Raw genomic sequence first — 20,871 nt, 5'->3', positions numbered from 1 at the left:
CATGGCTACATCAATGAATTACAAACGTACAGACCGCCATGATTGATATAGACATCAATCTGAAAATGGAATGGAGGAACGTTCATTGAGTAAGGGGAAACTTGCCAAGCTGTACACGATTACGACTGCAGCGGTGCTAGCCACGAGTCTGATTATGCCGGTAGCACCCGAGACCGCCCATGCAGACCGCGGGGTTGTCGACCTGTGGAAAGCCATTAAGCCGCTCACCACGATTGCCAGTGCGATGAACACCGGAGCACATCCGGACGATGAGCACAGTTCGATGCTCGCGTATTTGTCGCTTGGCAAAGGGGTGGACACATCCAGTGTCATTGCGAACCGAGGCGAGGGAGGACAGAACGAGATAGGCAGCGAGCTGGGTAATGCGCTGGGGATCATTCGTACCCGCGAATTGCAGGAAGCTTCCAAAATCACGAACATCCATCTGGAGAACCTCAGTGAAAAAATCGATGACCCTATTTTTGACTTCGGCTTTTCCAAAAGTCCGGATGAAACTCTTCAAAAATGGGGCGAGGATGTCGCGTACGAAAAGCTCATCCGCCGTATCCGGACACTGAGACCCGATGTCGTGATTCCCGCATTTTTGAACGAACCTTCGACTCACGGTCATCATCGCGCGATTAATGTCATTACGGTACGGGCATTCAAGGATGCCGCAGATCCAAACGTTTTTCCGCAGCATGCAAAGGAAGGCTTGGCTCCTTGGCAGGTGAAGAAGCTGTATCTGCCTGCAAAGGAACAGGATTACTCGGTCAAGGTGCCTGTTGGCGACTATGACGAAATTTATGGTGCCTCTTATGTCCAACTCGGCGAAGAATCCCGTTTTATGCACAAGAGCCAGGGGATGGGACGTCACTATGACGAAGGGCCAAGCTTCAATTATTACAAGCTCGATCAATCCATCGTAGAGACAAAAGACAAGGAAGCGGACTTTTTTACGGGAATTGCCTATTCGTTTGACGATTTAGCCAAGGAAGTTGCCAGACAGTCTGGCGGGGAAAAAGTCGCGGGTGAACTGAAAAAGCTGCAAAAGGATGCCGCAGAAGTCATTGCTGCGTACCCAAGCTTTGCCTCAGTAGCCAAGGAAGCACATGAAATGCTGGCGGATGTGGAAAAAGCGACGGCAGTAGTCGAAGCGTCCTCCTTGCCAACTGACACGAAAACAGACTTGCGCCATCGATTGGGAGTGAAGAAATCCCAGTTGAACAAGGCTAGTGCCGAAGCGCTCTCGCTCGTAACCAAGGTAAAGCCTGAGACAACTGAGCTGGTAGCAGGCCAAACGACAAAAGTAACGGTTACAGCTTACAACGGCGGCCAAGCAAAAGTCGGGAAGATCAATCTCGCGCTGAATGTACCAAAAGGCTGGCAAGCCAAGCCGCAATCGCCCACCAGCTTCTCATCGCTCGGCTACAATCAGACGGTGAAAACGACATTTGATGTTACGGTTCCTTCTGATGCTGCTCTGTTCCAACCGTATGCTGCTCCAGCCATTACGGCAGATGTCAGCTACAACTTCGCAGGCTCGACGGCGAATAGCCATGTGACACCAGCAGATGCCATTGCAGTTCTTCCATCTTTTTCTATGGTGCTGAGTCCAAATGCGACGGTTTTGAATACGCAGAAGCCAGAGGAGCCAATCCCTGTCAAGGTTACGGTGAAAAACTACAATCCAGGTGCAGCCAAAACAACCATCTCTCTCGATGTGCCAAAAGGCTGGAGTGTAGAACCACAAGCAGCACCGCTCGCCTTTGAGGCCAAGGGAGAAACGAAGTCGGTTGCCTTTACAGTCAAAGCAGATGCTTCGGTCCAACCGAATAAGTATACGGTGACAGCAGTAGCATCTGGCAATGGTAAAGAGAGTCGACACGGCGCCCAAGTCATCCGTTACCCGCATATCGGCACGACTTACTTTGTTCAACCAGCGACGCTTGCGATCCAGGCATTTGACCTGAAGGTGCCGGAAGGATTGAAGGTCGGTTACGTATCCAGTGGCTTTGACAATATCGATCAGTATTTGTCCCAATTGGGAATCAATGTGACCAATTTGTCGGCAAAAGACATCGAGTCTGGCGATTTGGATCAATACGATACGATCGTGCTGGGCATACGCGCTTATGGTTTCCGACCTGAGTTGATTCCTTCAAATGCACGCTTGTTGAAATACGTGGAAAACGGCGGAAATCTGGTCGTGCAATACCACAAGCCAGAGGATAAATGGAAGCCGGAGCTGGCTCCTTATCCGATCAAAATCGGTGCTCCGCTGATTCAATGGCGTGTCACAGACGAAAAATCCAAGGTAACAGTATTGGCGCCTGATCATGCATTATTCCATTCGCCAAACAAAATCACGGAGGAAGATTGGGACAACTGGATTCAGGATCGTTCCGCTTACAATCCTTCCGAGTGGGGCAAGGAATACACAGAGCTCATCTCCAATGGAGATGAAGGTGAGAAGGAATTTACGGGTACGTACCTCACTGCCAAGTATGGAAAAGGAACGTATACCTACAGCTCGCTCGTGTGGTATCGCGAAATTCCGTCACTCGTACCGGGTGCGATCCGATTGTTTGTCAACATGATCAGCCCACAGCAGTAATCATAGTAGAAGGGAAGGCGATCGTTCGGCGGTCGCCCCCCTCCTAAAAGAAGATCAGACGCAAAAATAGAAGCAGCATACGAATGGGTAGGAAGGAGATGCAAGAAAGATGAATTACAGAGATCGAATTTTTCAACAGGAGGGAGCCAGTTTCCCTGGCAAGACATACGTGGAGGCGGTTTTGGAGCCTGCATTCAATGAAGCGAAGCACCATTTGCTGCATCCGATGATGGCGATCAACAAGGCACATTTGATCATGCTTCGTGAACAAGAATTGCTCACAGACGATGAGGCCAAAAGAATTGCTGGTGCACTGTGTGGGATCGAAATGGAAGAGCTGCGCCAATCGCATTACACCGGACAGTTTGAAGATTTGTTCTTTCAGGTAGAGAGCCGTTTGCTGGAACTGGCTCCTGATGTGGCAGGAAATCTGCATCTGGCTCGCAGCCGCAACGACATGGGGATTACCATATACCGCATGGTGCTGCGTGAAAAATTGTTGGTGACCTTGGCTTCTGCCCTCTATCTGAAAGAGCATTTGCTCCTCTTTGCAAATGAGCATGTGGATACGATCATGATTGGCTACACGCACACACAGCAGGCACAGCCGACGACCATGGCGCATTACATCATGGCGGCTACTGACATGCTCAGCCGTGATATCAAACGACTGATCCAAGCCTATCACACAGTCAATCGCTCACCGATGGGGGCAGCGGCCTTGACGACTTCTGGCTTTGCGATCAGCCGGGAGCGGATGCGCGAATTGCTCGGATTCGATGAGCTGGTGGAAAATTCCTATGATGCAGTCTGCGGCGCTGATTATTTGGGGGAAGTAGCGACAGCCGTACAATTGGCAGCGATTAATTTGGGGCGTACGGTTCAAGATATGCTACTGTGGTGCACACAGGAATTCGCGGGGTTAAAAGTCGCGAGTCCGTACGTGCAGATCAGCTCCATCATGCCGCAAAAGCGAAATCCGGTTTCCTTTGAACATATGCGCTCTTTGTTGTCCAGTGCAGCAGGAAATGCGACGACAGTGCTTACGATGATGCACAATACGCCTTTTGGCGATATCGTGGATACCGAGGATGACATGCAGCCGTACGCGTGGCGGAGCATGGGAGTACTTGAGCAGATGTATCGTTTGATGGCGAGTGTTGTGGGTACGATGGAAGTGAACAAGGACGTCCTCTTGGAGCGGGCAAAGGGCAGCTTTGCGACCGTCACAGAGCTGGCGGATACATTGGTGCGCACGGATCAACTTTCGTTCCGCAAATCTCATCACATCGTGAGTCGTGTGGTAAAAGAAGCGATGAGCGAGCAACTCGCTGCAAACCAAATCAGCTTGGAGCTGGTAAACCGTGCAGCCGTGGAAGTAATCGGGCGGGAGCTGTCGCTCACAGCAGAAGAGCTCAGACTGGCGCTTGACCCCGTTCATTTCGTAATGATCCGCAAGCTTCCTGGTGGACCAAATCCAGAGGAAATGAAGCGCATGATCGCCGTTCGCCAAGCGGTTCTCCAGCAGGAAACAGAATGGCTGGCACAGAAGAAGCAGGCGAATGCGAATGTGATGAAAGGGCTTGATCAGATGACAGCTGAATGGAGTGTGGGGTAATGGCAGTGGTGCGAATACCTCTTCTGGCAGTGGACGGAGGGGGCACCAAGTGTCTGGCGGTACTGGTGGACCGCTCCAGAAATGAAATCGGTGCAGGACGCTCCGGTTCATGCAATTATCAAGGGATCGGCGAGGGAGCGGCAGCTCGTGAGTTGGTTGCCGCGATCAGCCAAGCTCTGGACGATGCGATCGCTCGTCAAACAGTTGCCCCCTTTATGAGCGGCACTTCGACACTGGATGGACCAATCGAATGGGAAATCGAGTGCGCGGTGTTCGGGATCGCTGGCCTGGACACAGAGTATGATCGACAGGTAATCTCGCGGATGGTGAGCAAGGTACTGCACCAGCTCGATATTCGCGTCCAGCACCTGATTGTGGAAAACGACGGATTTGCGGCATTGCTCGGTGCGACCGGAGGCAAACCCGGCATTCTGGTCATCGCAGGCACAGGTTCGATTGCCTTTGGTGTAAACGATGAACAGGAAACGGCTCGAGCAGGAGGCTGGGGGCATCGGGTCGGTGACGAGGGTAGCGGCTACTGGATCGGCAAGCAAGCGATTATGGCTGTATTAAAAGCAGCGGATGGCCGTGGCGAGCCGACCGTATTGAAGGAGCTGCTCCTCCCGCACGTTGGACTGGGACGCGTAGATGAATTGTTTAACTGGACGTACAGTGAGCATTATTCCGTAGAGAAGGTAGCAGAGCTGTCGCCGTTGGTCAGTCAAGCAGCACTTGCCGGAGATAAGGTGGCAGCAGCTATTTTGCAGGTCGCAGGCGAAGAGCTTTTCGATGCTGCTCGGGCTGTCATTGATACGTTGCAAATGAAAGCCAAGCCGTTTCAGATGATCATGCAGGGGGGCGTTTTGCAAAACGATGATCGGGTACGTGAGATCGTCGTAGAGCGCGTCCGAGAGTACGCTTCGCAGGTCGTCATCGAAAATGCACAAAACGATCCTATTTACGGTGTCATTGCAAAAGGATTGGCTTATTTAGAACGCCAATCGGGCGGCAAGTGAGGTGCTAGAAATGAAAAAAGTAATGGTTGTCTTTCCACATCCGGACGATGAGTCTTTTGCCTGCGGGGGAACGTTGGCAAAGTGCAAGGACGCCGGACATGAAACGTGCTATTTGTGCATTACCTCCGGCTGCAAAGGACGCAGTGGTCCATTCGATATCGATTGCCGAGTCAAGCTGGCAAAACATCGAGAGCTAGAGCTGAAAACAGCGGCGGAAGTGCTCGGAATCAGTCGTCTTGACTTGTTCCGGTACCCGGATGGTTCCTTGCAAAATGCCGATCTGGATGAGCTGGTGGGTAAGATTCGGGAAGCGATAGAGGAATGGAAGCCCCATGTCGTCGTGACGTTTCCGCCGGACGGGGTAACGGGTCATCCCGATCATATCGTCACGTGCGAGGCGACGACGCGAGCGGTCGAACAAGCGGAAGCGAGCTTGACTCCCGCAGAATATCCTGATCTGTACTATGTTTCGATCCCGCACTACTACGATCATTGCCCGGATCATGGTCCAAAGCCAGCAGTTCCGATTACAGGCAAGGTCGATATTTCGGGCTATCGGAAACAAAAAGGAGAGGCGCTGAAGGCTCACTTGAGTCAGGAGTATTCCGTGAATCGCGCTTATCCGGGTGTGATCGATGGGGACTTTGGTGTCATTGGCTGCTATGAGTACTTTACTTTGGTGCGGTCAGCGGGCAAGGCGATCGAGCCGGTTAGTGTGGGTGGGAGTATTCCTCTCATTGACCTGTAATCTAAAAAGTAGAAAGGGCTGACCAGCATGATTTTTGCTTGTCAGCCTTTTTCGTTGGATAGAACATCAGTCGGATTGTTTTGCCCTGCTAGATTTGCTTACAATGTGATCAAGTGCAATTGGAAATCAAAGGGAGAGAAGACATGTCACACAGAGTCTATGTATATAACGTCAGTGAGCCCTCTCAAGCGCAAGACAACGACACGATGATGGTGGAATGGGGCTATGAGGTCCCACTACTCTTGCAGCCGCTCTTCATAGAAGGTGGTTCAATCGCCGGAAACAATTACAACAACCATACCGAGCCGGACAATTCCGGACTCTATTACGACGCGCAGACAGGCATCGAAAACGTGAAGCGATTCTACGATTTTCTGGAGAGACAGGAAGGGCTAATCCGTAACAAAGAAGCATTTTTATATGCGAGAAATCAGCTTCTGAGCTATCTGGAAAAACGAACGCTTCCGTATTTTCACATCGATGCCTGGGATGTATTCAATATGGATGACATCCCTCATGACGAGCAGGCGGAAACTTTGCGCGCCAATATTGCCCATAACAACGAGATCATGACAAAGGCAATGGACAACGATGACATCTCATTGCTGAACTACTCCGAATTGATGGACGTGAACCCAGGCTTTCGTTCTTTTGCCGAGCTGCTCAATTATGAGGACTACCAATACGGCTGGGGACACATCTGGCAGCCTTATGAAGAGCATTCCGACGTGGAGATTTTTGAGGAAGCTGGCTTGCTTGGTCTAAAAGACGCAGAGGGAAACGTATTGCTCGCTCCTCAGTTCGATGCCTTTTACGATTTCGCTTCCGAAGATCTCGCTGTGGTCGCCCGAGATGGTAAATACGGCTATGTACATAAATCCGGGAGAATTGTCATTCCATTGGAGTGGGAGGATGCCTACGATTTTGAATACGGCTCTGCTGGTGCCATCGTCAAACGAAACGATCGATATGGTCTGATCAATCTGGAGGGCAAAACAATTGTCCCTACCGACTATGAAGAATTGGAACCGCTCGATTACCAACGATTTTATACGGCCAAGAAAGACGGAAAATGGGGCGTGCTGGGGGAAGCTGGTTTTGTAACGATAGATTTTGAGCATGAAGAAGCTTTCAAGTGTGGGGACGGATTTTACCATACAGCGGTTAAAGGCAGGAAAAATCAGAAAATCTTTAACGAATATTGGAAATACATCGGGGAATTCCCTCTGGCGGCGGTGGAACAGATCGACGAAGGGCTTATCCTCGTCAAACCACACAAGGAGGCAAGTCATAGCACCTTGTACAAAAGAGACGGCGCTGTCGGCGCATCCGGCTTCGATAAATTGAATCGGCAAACCCATTTTCCGAATCTACTTGTTCTACGCAAGGGAAAGAGGTACGCCGCTTATGGCAAGCAGCAGGAGAGCCTTCTGTTGCCGTATGAATACGATGAACTGATTGATTTGCAGGTTTATACGGAGACAAGGCAGGGCAATCAGGTGCTGGCCAAAAAGGATGGAAAGCTAGGCGTTTTTTATGGAGATGCCGATCAGCCAGCATGGTTATTCCCCTTAGACGATTATGAGAATATTTTTCGGCTGCATCAAGATGCGTATGCTTTGAAGAAAAATGGATTATGGAGCATTGCCTTATCGCCGGAAAAGAGATGGAGTGATTTTGAATTCGATTTGGTGGTGAAAAAGGCATTTGTCGGGGGTTTTGCTTATGCCCTCAAGGGTCACGACGTTTATGTAGTAAGCGAGTATGGGCTGTCGAGGGCAGAGAAAACGCTCGTTCTGGAGGATGTAGAAGATCGTTATTCCAACTATTATTTTGATGCTGAGGTTCGCAAGCGACTGCTGGCCTATGCCAAAGGGGAGCAATCCGATGTTGGCAGTGTAGATCAGTACACGCCAGTAGAAACGTTGTACAATCTGGGCATGGAAGCGTATGAAGCAGGTGATTATGAGAAAGCCATTCTGTACGATACGCTTGCTGCTAAAAAGGGCTATGCCCCATCCATGAACAACCTTGCGCATATGTATTACAGTCGAGAAGGCTTCGAGGATGCTGATAAAGCTTTTTACTGGTATGAATTAGGGGCTGCGGCAGGCAACCACCATGCTATGAATGGATTAGGCTGTTGCTATCGACACGGGGTAGGCACGGAAGCTGATGCCGATCAGGCAATGTACTGGATGGGCAAGGCGGCAGAACACGGTCATGCGCTGGCTCACAACAATTTGGGCGCCATCTATTATGACGGAGAACTGGTGCCGCAAGATTTGGACAAGGCCCTCTGGCATTATGAGCAGGGGGAGTTATTGGGCTCGCCGGTTTATGGTTGGCTTGGCTATCTTCACGATTCAAAAGCAAACTACGAAAAGGCGCTGCATTATTATCACCAAGATTACGAAGTAGGCGGCGATATCAGTGCCTATAATTTGGGGATCTTCTACTATAATGGCTACGGTACAGCCAAAAATATCGACGCCGCTATCACTTATTTTCACGCTGCTTTGGAAAGAAACTACCCGCATGCGCATCTCGAACTGGCAAGGATTTACCGGAATGAAGAACAATTTACGGACGAGCTCCTGGTGAAAAAGCACATCGAAGAAGCGGAAAAGGCAGGTCTTGATATTCCTGAGGAGCTTGCACAATCGTAGAAAAAGCAAAAAGCGGATCGACAGGAAAAGTCGTCGGTCCGCTTCCAACTAACCAGCATGCTAAATAATGGCTTCCGCTTCAATTTCAACGAGCAGACGCGGGTCAATCAATGCCTTGACCTCAACCATCGTAGCGACAGGCTGAATCTCGCGGAAAAACTCCCCGTGTGCTTTTCCGATCTCTTCCCACTTGCTGATATCCGTTACAAACATCCGCGTTCTGACCACATGAGACAAATCGGCATCTAATTCTCGCAATGCTTTCTCAATCGTCTCCAGGATGAACCGCGTTTGTTCATAGGCATCGCCCACACCAACGACTTCCCCGTCTTTCATGGCGGTTGTGCCAGCCACTTCAATCCGGTCGCCGATTCGGATTGCGCGACAATAGCCTACAACCGGTTCCCAAGGTGAACCTGTGAATACTTTCTTTCGATTCATAGTAGAAAGCCCCTCTCTTTTCCGCAATAATTGGAATATACTACAAAAAGGAAGGCGAGTGGAGCGGATGATAGACTTTTTTTTCACCCTTTTTTCCAAGTACAAGTGCTTGATACACACCGCGTTTGGTCATGAAGAATACATCCGCGTGGTAAACAAGCTAAGTGCTCATGGCATTCGTTTTCGGACACGCTGTCACTCTCAAGCAGTTCGTCATTTAGGGGGAGACATGGGGATGTTGCCCCAAGAACAAGACCATAAGCAGTATGACATCTACGTGGCGAAAGAAGATGAACACCAAGCACATTTGGCGATTCATTCCCGTTGATGGATACCTATACGATCATGACAACCTCTTATATAATGAGTGGGATCAGTAAGAAAATGGTACACCCGAGGAGGAACCAATATGTCCGTACTAGAGGCACTCAAAAGCAGAAGAGCCGTGCGTAACTATATTCCAAAAGAAGTAGAAACAGAAAAAATCCAAGCGCTGCTAGATTGCGCAGTGTTAGCGCCGAATGACCGCTTGCGTCAGCCGTGGCATTTTTACGTGATCAGAGGAGAAGCAAAGCTGCGGTTCGAGGAAATTGCGAAGGAATTTTTGCTGGAGCGTTTTCCGACCAAGCCGAATCTCGTGCAGGATTCCTTGGTCGTCCTGGAAAAAACACCGCTCGTCATTGTCGCGACTGCTGATGTGATCCCAGGAGATGAAGCATCTTCAGAGGATAACGAATACGCGGTTTGCTGCGCGATTCACTCCATGTGGCTGGCAGCGAAGGAACTCGGACTTGGCATGGTATGGCGCACAAGAGGAGTCGGCTTGGTTCGCGACGAGCGCTTGCTGCAATTCCTCGGATCGCCTGAAAATAAAAAGGTCGTGGGCACGCTGTTCATTGGTTATACCGAGGCAGATGCGCCTGAGACGAGTCGGGTAGCGGCGGAAGAAAAGACGACCTGGCTGTAATCAATAGAATAGCAATCGAGAAGAAGCCTCCTATTGCATCTGTCGATTATCATAAAGACTAGAAGCACCATCACTTTTGGGAAGCGGAGGACTATTCATGAATCAGCAAGTAACGGATTATATCCAAAACATAACCAATGAATCTCAGGTAGAAGTTTGCAAGCGGATTCGCCAGCTCATCCATGAAAATATCCCGAATGTAGAAGAGCAGGTGAAGTATAAACAAGCCTTTTATTCCATTCAGGGCAAGCAGACATGTGTGTATTTTCCGGCAAAGGATTGGATTAATGTGACGCTGTTTCAAGCGGCGAATCTGGATGCTCCAGCTGGCTTTTTTGAGAAGTCTGATCATGCTGACCGGAAGACCATCAAAATACGGAACGGAAAAGAATTTGATTTTGATGTTCTTGCAGGCCTCCTCAAAAAACTGGGTGAAGCGCAGTAGTTGTTTGCAACTAAGTTTCCCCACGCACGTATAAATGGATAAGGTTAGACCGTACATATCGAGGGGAGCTGTTTCATTATGTTTGGAAAGCTTGCGGCAGACGCGCTTGGCTTGAGCAATGTGGGAATCGTGGTAAAACCAGCAGATTACGACAAGGTGGATGCTGATGATTACATCATGCACGAGGACAATGAGAAAATTTATTTTTTGATCAAATCAAAGTCCGACGAGTATTGCTTCACCAATCTGGGGCTAGTTCATCTGGATGGAACGAGTGCCACCAGCAAAAAACGCATGCTGCGCCGCTATTCCTACCATACACACCCGATCTCTGACGTGTATCTGGAAACAGCGGGGACCGTCGATTTGGATGTAGAAATCAAGTTCACCATGGGCAATGAGCACTACTCGATCGATGTCAACAAAAAGCATTTGGAGGAGCTAAAAGACCTCTACAAAGCTCTTGTGAAGATCGCATCGATTATGCACGATAACGAACTCGCGCTCCAGCATGCAAAAGAAAGCCTCCACGTCGCCCAAAGCACACTGGGCCGCGTAACAGGCCAGCAAGCAGACGTAGCTTCACAATTCAAGTCCATCAACCAATACACCTTCGATTGGTTGGAAGACATCCGATACAAGTATGTCGTGAAAGACTTTGGGAAAGTCTTTGAAAAATACATTCAAAACTAAAAAGGAAGAGCCTCTTTGAAGAGGCTCTTTTTGTATTTTAGCGAAATCTTCGATAAGCCCCTACTTCTTACGAGTAGAACTAATCGGGCAAAACAAACAGCTGTACGGGAAGGCGTGTCACATGTTTGGAAGGAGACCGCCCGAACAAAGTGAGGATACAGGCGACTGGAAAACATGTGGCACGCCTTCCACCCGACCACAGCAGCAGGAAGACAACGCTCCTTCGAGCTCTACTCCTTGTGCAAAAGCTTGCCGATCTTGAGCGCCAGCTGGATTTGAAGCAACTCCTCCGAGTTTTTCAAATCCATGTTCAAAATCTCTTTGATCTTTTCGATCCGGTAAATAAACGTATTGCGGTGAATGAACATTGCTTTCGCCGCTTCACTGACGTTTTGATTGTACAGAAAGTAATTGTCCAAAGTCACCATGAGGCTCGTACCGAACTCTTGATCATGCTCGTACAATTTCCCCAGTCGCTTCAAAAAGAAGTCTTCCAGTTCAATGTCCTTAATGTTGGAATCCAGGAAATGATAGACGGAGTAATCATCGAAATGAGAGACGTCGCCCTTGCTGTTGAACTTCTGCATCAGGCGGATCGCTTCATGTGCTTCGGAAAAGCTTTTATGAAGCGAAGCGATGTTTTTATACTGACGTCCTACCCCAATAAAGAACAAGGTTTTCTTGATTTTATCCACGAGAGCGCTGTACAGCTCATTGGCGAATTGTTTGGCTTCACTTGCAGACACCACGGGTTTTTGCTCATTTTGTCCGATAAGGATGATGATCCGATTGTTTCGATAAAAGCAAGTGATTTCTCCAGGAGCTTTGCTCGAATGGTCATAGACGAGATCGACGCATTTTTTGGCGATTCGATCCAGCTCGTACTTGCGATCAATTATATCCTCCAAATTCTCCAGCTCAACCGGCTCGATATTAATGACCATACAAAAATACATGTAGCTCGATTGCAGTCCGTGTAAATCGCACAACGTTTGAAGGGAATCAGCCGACGTGATTTTTCCCGTTAATAGATCATCGAAAAAGTCTTGTCTGATCTTCAGCTTCACTTCCTCGATTTCCCTCGCCTTGATCCGCTCCAGCGCCACGATGGTGGACGCCTGTTCCAGCACAATGTAGTCAAATTCAGTTAGCTCCCAAATGGTTTGCCAGACGACGATGTATCCATAGATGTGATTGGCCACAGCAACAGGTAGAATCCTGCATTTAATCTCATCATCCTTTACATGGTAGATACGCTTGATCGACTTTTTGATCTGGCTAATATTTTTCGGGACGGACTCCGTGAAGTCACGGGTAAAAACAGGTCTGTTTTTGATCAAGGTCAGGCAGGAGTCAAGCGGAATCGGATTGTGCCAGATTTCTGTGTAATGAAGCAAATGCCAGTCCTGATCCAGAATAAGGATCGGGTTGTTGATCGTCTCAGATAGCTCGGAAGCGATGCGATCCAGTCCGCCACCTTCCAGCGCAATGCGAAACAGTGCGTTATGCATGTCCAATGTTTTGCGGTTCAACAAATCATAACGCCCAGAGGCTTTTTCGTTAATAATGGCAATCACTTTAGACAACGTGTATTCAAAAGGCAGGGCCAAGAGCGGCAGCCCGTACTTGTTGGCATGCTCAATCATGTTTTGCGGGATTTGATCGAAATAGCGATGCATCTTGATTACGAGCCCGGAGCAGTTGATTTCCGCCAGCTCTTTGATGATTTTATTTTGTAATTCAGGATTGTCCTTGAAAATATACCCGGTGGAGAGCAACAGTTCGTTGGAAGACAGCCAGTCAAAAGCATCCGGGTTTTCCATAATATTGACGATGGAGATAATGTTGTTGATGCCTTGCTCTCCGGCGATGATTTTGATGCCGTCTATGGATTGAATGGTAAGCAAATCTTTGATGGTCAGCACCCTGTTCACTCCTTTGCCACAAAGGGATTCATGTAATTGTGCAATGTGCACAAGTGAACCTCAGTTTTTTTAGTTTCGATACACAATGACGATTCCATTCACCATGTCTAAAATAATGATGTAAGTACGAGGGCTTGTCTAATTGTTTTTTAAAAGAGCAAGCGCTCAGCCAATCTTGGCGGGTTGTTCAATCACGAGATCATGGAGGGCTTACTATGACAGACAAAAGCGTAGTACAAGCATTTCTCGAGGCAGCGGCTGAGGGGAATATCGAAGCACTGAAAAAGCATTTGGAGCAGGGCGTAGATATCAATGCAAGAAACAGACAAAAGCGTACAGCGATTCTGACTGCTGCCATGAACGACAAATTGGAAGCGGTATCGTTTTTGGTAGAGGCGGGTGCAGATGTAGATTTGCAGGATGAGACATGCTTCAACCCGTTCTTGTTCGGATGCATCAACGGCAAGCTGGAGCTTGTCAAAATGATGATCAAGGCAGGAACAAACCTGGAGCTGTTGACTCGTTTTGGTGGAGTAGGGATTACACCAGCGTGCGAAAAAGGCCATGTGGACATCGTACGTGAGCTCGTAACGACGACTGACATCAACGTAAACCATACCAACTTTGTGGGGTGGACACCACTCATCGAAGCGATCATCCTCAATGATGGCGGTGAGAAGCAACAAACGATCATCAAGCTGTTGATTGAGCATGGCTGCAATGTGCAGATGGTAGATAAATACGGCGTAACACCGCTTGAGCTTGCGAGAAGAAAAGGCTACACCGAGATCGAAAAAATCTTGCTGGAAGCAGGAGCAAAGTAAAGCGTCCCATGTACATCCAGGCGTTGTCTGGCGATGCCGGTTTCCTTGAGCGATTGGCACGAGCAAACTTTAGCGGGACCGTACACAGTATTTTTGAGCGAACGATCAATCTGACATGCAGCGAAAACGGGGAATTGTACACCATTGGAAACTATCAGCTAGACAATGCACCGAACACGCTCATCATTGATAGAAAAGGCTTTTCAGAGCTGGGGCTGTCAACTAACGCTCCGGTTATGACCGAAAATAACACGCTCGTTATCGGAGCGAATTTACGAATATGGATCCAGCAAGCAACAAAGTGGGAAGGTGAGCTTCCTTCCTATCCTTGTGACATAGAAGGCGTAGATGTATTGCGCAGAAATGTGGCGTTCACGAAAAACTACGTGGACGTATACGGCAAGACGGGGGGCATGAAAATGTCCTCCCACCCTGCCAGTCCGTTTGAGAAAGAGATGTCCCGTATGCTGATCCAGCGTGCAGGCATGCTTTCCGACGATCTGGCGAACAACCGCATAGAGTCAGCTACTCAGCATGCGATAAGTCTTATCGGACTGGGGCCGGGGTTAACACCCTCAGGTGACGATTTTTTAGTGGGATTGTGCAGTGTATACAAAATGCGAAACATTTCCTCTTGTTTGTCATGCCCATTTTTCGATGAAATCGTCCGTAGGTCCCAAGCATTAACGAACGAAATCAGTGCGATCACGCTGAAAAAAGCAGCCCATGGACAAGTAAGAGAGTCGCTAAATGACTTACTTTCATGCATGGTGTCCGGCTCCATGGAAGAGCTTGTCCCTGCTTTAGACAAAATCATCGGGATCGGATCGTCATCGGGTACGGATATCCTGCTTGGCATCCTATGTGGTTTGGAACGAAATCTAGAAGCTGGAGGTAACGTATGTCTACCAAAGTCGTAATCAAGCAAAGCACGTATTTTGACTCGGTATCCCTGATGTCTCTCTCTACAAAAGCAAATCAAATTGAAGGTGTCGAACAAGCGGTTATTGCGATGGGCACCGACATGAATAAAGAGGTATTGAAAAACGTAGGCTTGCTCACACCTGAGCTGGAAGCAGCGAAAACGAGCGACCTGATGATCGTGGTGAAGGCGGCGACAGACGAGCTGTGCGAGAGCGCTCTCATCGCCATCGATGAACTGTTCAAGAAAAAAGGCGGCAGTAAATCCGCAACGGAGATCAAATACTCCACGATTGATTCAGCGGCAGCCAGCAATCCAGAGGCGAACCTCGCTGTGATCTCTGTAAACGGCGCGTTCGCGGCGAGAGAAGCGAGAAAAGCGTTGGAAAACGACCTGCACGTCATGCTGTTCAGTGACAACGTGAGCATCGAGGAAGAGATCGCTCTGAAGCAATTCGCGCATGAAAAAGGCCTCTTGATGATGGGACCTGACTGCGGTACAGCGATTATCGGCAATGTGGCACTGTGCTTCGGAAACGCCGTGAGAAAAGGCAACATCGGGATCGTAGGTGCATCGGGCACAGGCAGCCAAGAGGTGAGCGTGCGCATTCACGACTTCGGCGGCGGTATTACACAGCTGATCGGTACAGGCGGCCGCGACCTCTCCGAGCAAGTCGGCGGCATCATGATGCTCGACGGAATCAAAGCATTGGAAGAGGATGAGGCGACAAAGGTTATCGTGCTCATTTCCAAGCCACCAGCACCGAGCGTTCAGGAAAAAGTATTGGCGCAAGTGAAAAACTGCAAAAAGCCTGTGGTTGTGTACTTCATTGGTGGAGAAGAAACGCCAGTTCTGGAAGCAGGCGGGCATTTTGCAAAAACGAGTAAGGAAGCAGCCATTAAAGCAGTTGTACTGGCAGGTGCCAACGAAGACGAGCTCAACAAGCGCGCCCTCAACTGGCCACTGATTGAAGAAGTTCGAGCAAAACTGACACCTGAGCAAAAATACGTTCGAGGTCTGTTCTGCGGCGGTACTCTGTGCGATGAAGCGATGTACCTCGCGATGGACAAGTATGAAGACGTATACAGCAACATTCAAAAGAAAGCAGACTACAAGCTGAAAAATATCCATGAGAGCAAGGCTCACACTTTCCTCGACATGGGCGATGACGACTTTACAAATGGCAAGCCGCACCCGATGATCGATCCTTCCACGCGCATCGCGAGATTTTTGGAAGAAGCAAAAGATCCTTCCGTCGGCGTGATTTTGATGGACTTCATCCTGGGCTTCGGTTCCCACGAAGATCCTGTTGGTGTCATGCTGCCAGCGATCATCGAAGCAAAAGCACAAGCAGCAAAAGAAGGCAAACACCTGGAAATCTTGGGCTACGTGCTGGGTACCGACCTCGATACACCGAACTTCGACGAGCAAGTGAAAAAGCTGATGGATGCGGGCGTAACGATTGCGAGCAGCAGCACGAACGCAGGTCTTCTGGCTAGAGAATTTGTTGCGAAAGGGGAATAATCATGAGCAAAATCAACGAGCTGTTTAACGGAAAAATTCATGCGATCAACGTAGGGATCGAGTTTTTCAAAGACGATATCATCAAGCAAAATGCGAATGCGTCTCATCTGGATTGGAAGCCTCCAGGCGGCGGAAAGCCTGAGCTGATCAACGCTCTCGACAGACTAGAAAACGCTGCTGTCGCTGATAAAATCGCTGCGGCAAACAAGCTGGCGGTAGAGCGTATCATCAACTCCCAGCCGATGCTTGTTGGCTTCGACCAAGCGATCAATGTGGTGCCAGGCATGACAAAAACCACGATTCTGCACGCGGGTCCGCCTATTACGTGGGACAAAATGTGCGGCGCGATGAAAGGTGCCGTAACCGGAGCAATCGTATTCGAGGGCTTGGCAAAAGACATCGAGGAAGCTGAACAGGTAGCTGCTTCCGGCGCAATCACGTTCTCTCCATGCCACGAGCATAACTGCGTTGGCTCCATGGCAGGTGTCACATCCGCTTCGATGTTCATGCATGTAGTCAAAAACAAAACGTACGGAAATGTCGCGTATACCAACCTGAGTGAGCAAATGGCGAAAATTTTGCGCATGGGTGCCAACGATGAAAGTGTCATCGCCCGTCTGAACTGGATGCGCGATGTATTGGGACCAATGCTGCGTGATGCGATGAAGATTGCAGGTGAAATCGATCTGCGTCTCATGCTGGCGCAAGCGCTGCACATGGGCGATGAATGCCACAACCGCAACAACGCGGGTACGAGCTTGTTGATTCAAGCACTGACTCCGTACATCTTGGAGACAGATTTTACCAAAGAACAAAAACGCGAAGTATTCGATTTCGTAGCAAGCAGCGATTACTTCTCCGGTCCGACATGGATGGCGATGTGCAAATGCGCGCTGGATGCAGCACATGGAATCGAGAACAGCACGATTGTCACCACAATGGCGCGTAATGGCGTAGAGTTCGGTATCCGTGTAAGTGGTATGGCTGGCAACACTTGGTTCACAGGACCTGCTCAAAAGGTAATCGGTCCCATGTTCGCAGGCTACAAGCCAGAGGATTCCGGTCTGGATATCGGAGACAGTGCGATTACAGAAACGTACGGTATCGGCGGCTTCGCGATGGCGGCAGCTCCAGCAATTGTTGCGCTCGTAGGCGGTACGGTTGAAGAAGCGATCGGTTTCTCCACCACGATGAAAGAAATCACGACAGCAGAAAATCCAAACGTCACGATTCCTCTCCTGGACTTCCGAGGTGTAGCAACAGGCATCGATATTCGTCAGGTGATCCAAACGGGCATCCTGCCAATTATCAACACTGCCATTGCGCATAAAGACGCAGGGATCGGTATGATCGGTGCGGGTATTACGTATCCACCGATGGAAGCTTTTGAAAAAGCATTGCTCGCAGTAACGGAAACGGTTAGCTAATTGCTTTTCATCCTAGGTGACTCAGCTTTCGCAGCAAAAGAAGGTTGCGAAAGCTGGGTTGAATGAGGAAGGTGAATGAACATGGGACAGGCAAACGTAAAGGAATCATATGAAGAATTCAAGTCCTATGGATACGCGGACGATATTTTGCCAAAGACTTCCGAAAATCGAGATTGGGGCACCTTTAACTACGTGACCGTGTGGATGGGCGCTGTGCATAATCTCATGTCGTACATGACTGTAGCCGGATTCTTTGTCCTCGGATTATCCGTTCCGCAAGTCTTGTGGGCAGTCATGATTGCTGCCTTGATTGTTTCGGCGGGCTATGTGTTGAATGGCTATGCGGGACAGAAATACGGAATTGGCTATTCGATGCTGTTGCGCAGCTCTTTTGGTGTAAAAGGCTCGATCATTCCTGCTATATGTCGTGGGCTTATCGCTGGTGTTGTGTTTTTTGGGACAAAAACAATTATTGGCGCACAATCCTTTAATGTCATTTTTGAGAAAATATTCCCTGGTTATATGAATATGGTTCCAGGCTTTGATTTTCTCGGATTAGATTTCCCGACGATGCTTTCTTATGTGATCCTCTGGGTCATTACAGTTGGATTGTTTTTAGGTGGAATGAAAATTCTCAGTCTGTTTAGTAAATGGTCTTCCCCGATCATCTATATTTTCATTGTAGGTGCAGCGATTTGGGCGATCAGCGTTGCTGGCGGATTTGGTCCGATCTTTGCTTATGCTCCTGCCAAACCGATGGAGAATTGGCTTGTATTTATCGCATGTGTAAGTGCATTGGTATCGAACTGGGGTGGCCCGATTGTAAATATTGCAGACCTTACGCAAAGGGCAAAACACCCGAAAGCTCCGATGATTGGTCTGCCGCTTGGAATGATTACATCCTACATCCTGTTTGGAATTACGTGTGTAGGATTGTTGGTTGGAACGCAAATTGCGTTTGGCATCAAAGACTTTAATGTCGTCGCTGCCATTGATCAAATTGGGAATCCTGTTGCCGTCATTGTCTTGTTGCTGGCACTGAATATAGGTTCGACGAGCTATGTTGTGTTTGGGAATTTGCTTCCATCTGGACTACAGATGACAGCGCTTCTTCCAAAAATGTTTACAGTGAAATCAGCGGCTATCTTAACAGCTGTATTGGGGACTGTCATTTTACCTTGGAAGCTGGTGAATGGTACCGCCGCGCTGTATATGTTCTATAGCTTTATCGGCTCCATGTACGGTCCGATTACGGGGATCATGCTGGTTAGTTTCTTCATTGAAAGAAAAAGAAAGCTGGATTTATCCAGCATCTACGTAAAGCCAGGTGAAAACGGAGAATACAAAAACGGCGTTAATATGGTGGCATGCGGCGTATTGATTGTCAGCTTCTTGATTACGCTATCCGGCTCTTTCTTGCCAAATGTGCCACTATTGGCAAACATCAGCAAGTCTGCTTTCCTTAGCGGGATGATTATCTCCAGTGTTCTCTATGCATTGAGTTATAAATGGAACAAATCAAGTGCGATCACGCAGCGTGAAACCACTGCAAAAGTATCTTAACCAAAGGAGAAGTGCCCAGTGGAAAAACTCGTAATTGTTGCTATCGGCGGCAACTCGTTAGTGAAAGATAATGGTCGCAATACCATTCAAGACCAATATGAAGCCGTATGTGAAACCGCGGCAAATATCGCGGATATGGTGCAAGAAGGCTACAACGTTGTCGTTACTCATGGCAACGGACCGCAGGTTGGATTTGCTTTGCAAAGATGCGAAATTGCCAATGAAGTGTCCGGGATGCCTACGATCCCGCTAGTCAATTGCGTGGCGGATACGCAGGGGGGAATCGGCTACCAAATCCAGCAGGCACTCACCAACGAATTCGCCAAAAGAGGAATCAACAAAAAAGTGGCGAGCGTCATCACACAGGTAGAAGTCAGCAAGGATGATCCGAACTTCGAAAATCCAACGAAGCCAGTCGGCTCCTTCTTCACACTGGAGCAGGCGGAAGAGATGCGCAAAGAGCATCCGGACTGGGTATTTATCGAGGATTCCGGTCGTGGCTACAGAAGAGTGGTTCCTTCCCCGAAGCCAATCGACATCGTGGAAAAAGACGCTATCAAATCGTTGATCGAAGCGGGATATGTGGTAGTCGCTGTTGGCGGCGGCGGTATTCCGGTTGTGAAAACGGGCGAAAATACGTACGATGGGATTGATGCTGTCATCGACAAAGACTTTGCTACCAGCTTGCTGGCAGAGCAAATCGATGCACAGACATTGATCATTACGACAGGTGTCCCGCAGGTATGCATTCACTTCGGCAAGCCGAATCAAAAGGCGCTGGAGCGCATCACCGTAGAGGAAACGAAGCAATACGTTCGTGAAGAGCACTTCGCAAAAGGCAGCATGCTGCCAAAAATCGAGGCCAGCCTGAGCTTTTTGGAGAAAAACGGATCAAGCGTGATCATTACGAACCCAGAGAGCTTAAAGGATGCCATTACGAACAAAGCAGGGACACACATCGTAAAATAAAGGCCTCTTGAGGGAGGATGCAAGGTAATGGATTATATGAAGCTGGCAGTGGAAAAAACGATAGAAGGCATGAACAACAAGCTCGGTGGGCCTTTTGGGGCGGCTGTCGTGAAAGGGGACGAAATCATCGCCGTATGCAGCAATCGCATGATGGTAGATATGGACCCGTCCCAGCACGCAGAGATGGTAGCCATTCGCGAAGCGTGCAAGACCTTGGGCACGATGGATTTGACAGGCTGCGAAATTTACGCGACATGCGAGCCTTGCCCGATGTGCGTGGGCGCTATTATCTGGTCCGGCATCAAGGTCGTTCATTACTGCTCGACTGCGGAGGATGCGCATGAGAATGGTTTTTCGGATAAGCATCTGCGCGACTATTTTTCCGGTAAGGATACGAGCGTTTTGAACATGATCAAGGTCGAGAAGCGTGAGGACTGCGATCAGCTGTTTACCCACTTTCATCAGTTGAACAAAGAGTAGAAGGTAACTGAATAGCAGACAAG

18 protein-coding genes are annotated in these 20,871 nt (G+C 48.9%); 16 read left to right on the top strand and 2 right to left on the bottom strand.

Annotated features, from left to right (window positions below; translation table 11 throughout):
- Positions 1-85: 85 nt before the first annotated feature.
- From HP398_RS25610 to HP398_RS25590, 5 genes are all read left to right on the top strand, one after another.
- Complete coding sequence (locus HP398_RS25610) at positions 86-2,617, top strand: NEW3 domain-containing protein (RefSeq protein WP_173624028.1); 2,532 nt, start codon at positions 86-88, stop codon at positions 2,615-2,617.
- Between the two features lie 109 nt (positions 2,618-2,726).
- Positions 2,727-4,235 (top strand): argininosuccinate lyase, encoded by a 1,509-nt coding sequence (argH, locus tag HP398_RS25605; protein WP_069848172.1) that lies wholly within the window; start codon positions 2,727-2,729, stop codon positions 4,233-4,235.
- Positions 4,235-5,251 (top strand): N-acetylglucosamine kinase, encoded by a 1,017-nt coding sequence (locus HP398_RS25600; protein ID WP_173624027.1) that lies wholly within the window; start codon positions 4,235-4,237, stop codon positions 5,249-5,251. The genes argH and HP398_RS25600 overlap by 1 nt, the downstream gene beginning before the upstream one ends.
- Before the next feature lie 10 nt (positions 5,252-5,261).
- Positions 5,262-5,999, top strand: a complete 738-nt coding sequence (locus tag HP398_RS25595; RefSeq protein ID WP_017252155.1) for a PIG-L deacetylase family protein — start codon at positions 5,262-5,264, stop codon at positions 5,997-5,999.
- Between the two features lie 143 nt (positions 6,000-6,142).
- A complete protein-coding gene (locus HP398_RS25590) occupies positions 6,143-8,668 on the top strand; it encodes an SEL1-like repeat protein (protein ID WP_173624026.1) in 2,526 nt (841 codons plus the stop codon).
- Between the two features lie 60 nt (positions 8,669-8,728).
- Here HP398_RS25590 and HP398_RS25585 read toward each other — a convergent pair whose 3' ends face one another.
- On the bottom strand, positions 8,729-9,109 hold the full coding sequence (locus HP398_RS25585) for a RidA family protein (protein ID WP_173624025.1): 381 nt from the start codon (positions 9,107-9,109) through the stop codon (positions 8,729-8,731).
- A 67-nt stretch (positions 9,110-9,176) separates the two neighbouring features.
- On the opposite strand from HP398_RS25585, the gene HP398_RS25580 reads away from it, so the two are divergent.
- From HP398_RS25580 to HP398_RS25565, 4 genes are all read left to right on the top strand, one after another.
- Positions 9,177-9,437: a hypothetical protein gene (locus tag HP398_RS25580; protein WP_173624024.1), complete on the top strand. Its 261-nt coding sequence runs from the start codon at positions 9,177-9,179 to the stop codon at positions 9,435-9,437.
- An 81-nt stretch (positions 9,438-9,518) separates the two neighbouring features.
- Positions 9,519-10,076, top strand: a complete 558-nt coding sequence (locus tag HP398_RS25575; RefSeq protein WP_173624023.1) for a nitroreductase family protein — start codon at positions 9,519-9,521, stop codon at positions 10,074-10,076.
- Positions 10,077-10,173: 97 nt separating this feature from the next.
- Positions 10,174-10,521: a DUF1801 domain-containing protein gene (locus HP398_RS25570; protein WP_173624022.1), complete on the top strand. Its 348-nt coding sequence runs from the start codon at positions 10,174-10,176 to the stop codon at positions 10,519-10,521.
- A gap of 78 nt (positions 10,522-10,599) precedes the next feature.
- Positions 10,600-11,214, top strand: a complete 615-nt coding sequence (locus HP398_RS25565; protein WP_173624021.1) for a PH domain-containing protein — start codon at positions 10,600-10,602, stop codon at positions 11,212-11,214.
- 230 nt (positions 11,215-11,444) lie between these two features.
- On the opposite strand, the gene HP398_RS25560 is transcribed toward HP398_RS25565, so the two are convergent.
- Positions 11,445-13,139, bottom strand: a complete 1,695-nt coding sequence (locus HP398_RS25560; protein ID WP_017252148.1) for a PucR family transcriptional regulator — start codon at positions 13,137-13,139, stop codon at positions 11,445-11,447.
- Positions 13,140-13,354: 215 nt separating this feature from the next.
- Here HP398_RS25560 and HP398_RS25555 point away from each other — a divergent pair, with 215 nt between their 5' ends.
- The 7 genes from HP398_RS25555 (at position 13,355) to HP398_RS25525 (ending at position 20,848) form a co-directional block, all read left to right on the top strand.
- On the top strand, positions 13,355-13,963 hold the full coding sequence (locus tag HP398_RS25555) for an ankyrin repeat domain-containing protein (protein WP_017252147.1): 609 nt from the start codon (positions 13,355-13,357) through the stop codon (positions 13,961-13,963).
- Between the two features lie 8 nt (positions 13,964-13,971).
- A complete protein-coding gene (locus tag HP398_RS25550; protein ID WP_173624020.1) occupies positions 13,972-14,883 on the top strand; it encodes an oxamate carbamoyltransferase subunit AllH family protein in 912 nt (303 codons plus the stop codon).
- Complete coding sequence (gene fdrA / locus HP398_RS25545) at positions 14,865-16,409, top strand: acyl-CoA synthetase FdrA (RefSeq protein WP_173624019.1); 1,545 nt, start codon at positions 14,865-14,867, stop codon at positions 16,407-16,409. Before HP398_RS25550 ends, fdrA begins: the two co-directional genes overlap by 19 nt.
- A 2-nt stretch (positions 16,410-16,411) precedes the next feature.
- Entirely contained in the window at positions 16,412-17,836 is a 1,425-nt protein-coding gene (locus tag HP398_RS25540; protein WP_173624018.1) for a YlbE family protein, read from the top strand.
- An 81-nt stretch (positions 17,837-17,917) separates the two neighbouring features.
- Positions 17,918-19,399, top strand: a complete 1,482-nt coding sequence (locus tag HP398_RS25535) for a cytosine permease (protein WP_106834275.1) — start codon at positions 17,918-17,920, stop codon at positions 19,397-19,399.
- A gap of 18 nt (positions 19,400-19,417) precedes the next feature.
- The gene (gene arcC, locus HP398_RS25530) at positions 19,418-20,368 is read left to right on the top strand and encodes a carbamate kinase (protein ID WP_173624017.1); all 951 of its coding nucleotides are present in this window, start codon (positions 19,418-19,420) and stop codon (positions 20,366-20,368) included.
- Positions 20,369-20,395: 27 nt separating this feature from the next.
- On the top strand, positions 20,396-20,848 hold the full coding sequence (locus HP398_RS25525; RefSeq protein WP_173624016.1) for a nucleoside deaminase: 453 nt from the start codon (positions 20,396-20,398) through the stop codon (positions 20,846-20,848).
- Positions 20,849-20,871: the final 23 nt, after the last annotated feature.

Source organism: Brevibacillus sp. HB1.4B, assembly GCF_013284285.1.
Taxonomy (GTDB): domain Bacteria; phylum Bacillota; class Bacilli; order Brevibacillales; family Brevibacillaceae; genus Brevibacillus; species Brevibacillus porteri.
This window is presented reverse-complemented; position numbering and strand designations above follow the sequence as displayed.

Excerpts from the sequence above, each read along its gene's own strand:
- HP398_RS25570 (WP_173624022.1), top strand. The coding sequence starts at position 10,174 with ATGAATCAGCAAGTAACGGATTATATCCAAAACATAACCAATGAATCT.
- HP398_RS25600 (WP_173624027.1), top strand. The coding sequence starts at position 4,235 with ATGGCAGTGGTGCGAATACCTCTTCTGGCAGTGGACGGAGGGGGCACC.
- HP398_RS25590 (WP_173624026.1), top strand. The coding sequence starts at position 6,143 with ATGTCACACAGAGTCTATGTATATAACGTCAGTGAGCCCTCTCAAGCG.
- HP398_RS25525 (WP_173624016.1), top strand. The coding sequence starts at position 20,396 with ATGGATTATATGAAGCTGGCAGTGGAAAAAACGATAGAAGGCATGAAC.
- HP398_RS25575 (WP_173624023.1), top strand. The coding sequence starts at position 9,519 with ATGTCCGTACTAGAGGCACTCAAAAGCAGAAGAGCCGTGCGTAACTAT.
- HP398_RS25580 (WP_173624024.1), top strand. The coding sequence starts at position 9,177 with ATGATAGACTTTTTTTTCACCCTTTTTTCCAAGTACAAGTGCTTGATA.
- HP398_RS25565 (WP_173624021.1), top strand. The coding sequence starts at position 10,600 with ATGTTTGGAAAGCTTGCGGCAGACGCGCTTGGCTTGAGCAATGTGGGA.
- HP398_RS25535 (WP_106834275.1), top strand. The coding sequence starts at position 17,918 with ATGGGACAGGCAAACGTAAAGGAATCATATGAAGAATTCAAGTCCTAT.
- fdrA (WP_173624019.1), top strand. The coding sequence starts at position 14,865 with ATGTCTACCAAAGTCGTAATCAAGCAAAGCACGTATTTTGACTCGGTA.
- HP398_RS25550 (WP_173624020.1), top strand. The coding sequence starts at position 13,972 with ATGTACATCCAGGCGTTGTCTGGCGATGCCGGTTTCCTTGAGCGATTG.
- HP398_RS25595 (WP_017252155.1), top strand. The coding sequence starts at position 5,262 with ATGAAAAAAGTAATGGTTGTCTTTCCACATCCGGACGATGAGTCTTTT.
- HP398_RS25585 (WP_173624025.1), bottom strand. The coding sequence starts at position 9,109 with ATGAATCGAAAGAAAGTATTCACAGGTTCACCTTGGGAACCGGTTGTA.
- argH (WP_069848172.1), top strand. The coding sequence starts at position 2,727 with ATGAATTACAGAGATCGAATTTTTCAACAGGAGGGAGCCAGTTTCCCT.
- HP398_RS25555 (WP_017252147.1), top strand. The coding sequence starts at position 13,355 with ATGACAGACAAAAGCGTAGTACAAGCATTTCTCGAGGCAGCGGCTGAG.
- HP398_RS25540 (WP_173624018.1), top strand. The coding sequence starts at position 16,412 with ATGAGCAAAATCAACGAGCTGTTTAACGGAAAAATTCATGCGATCAAC.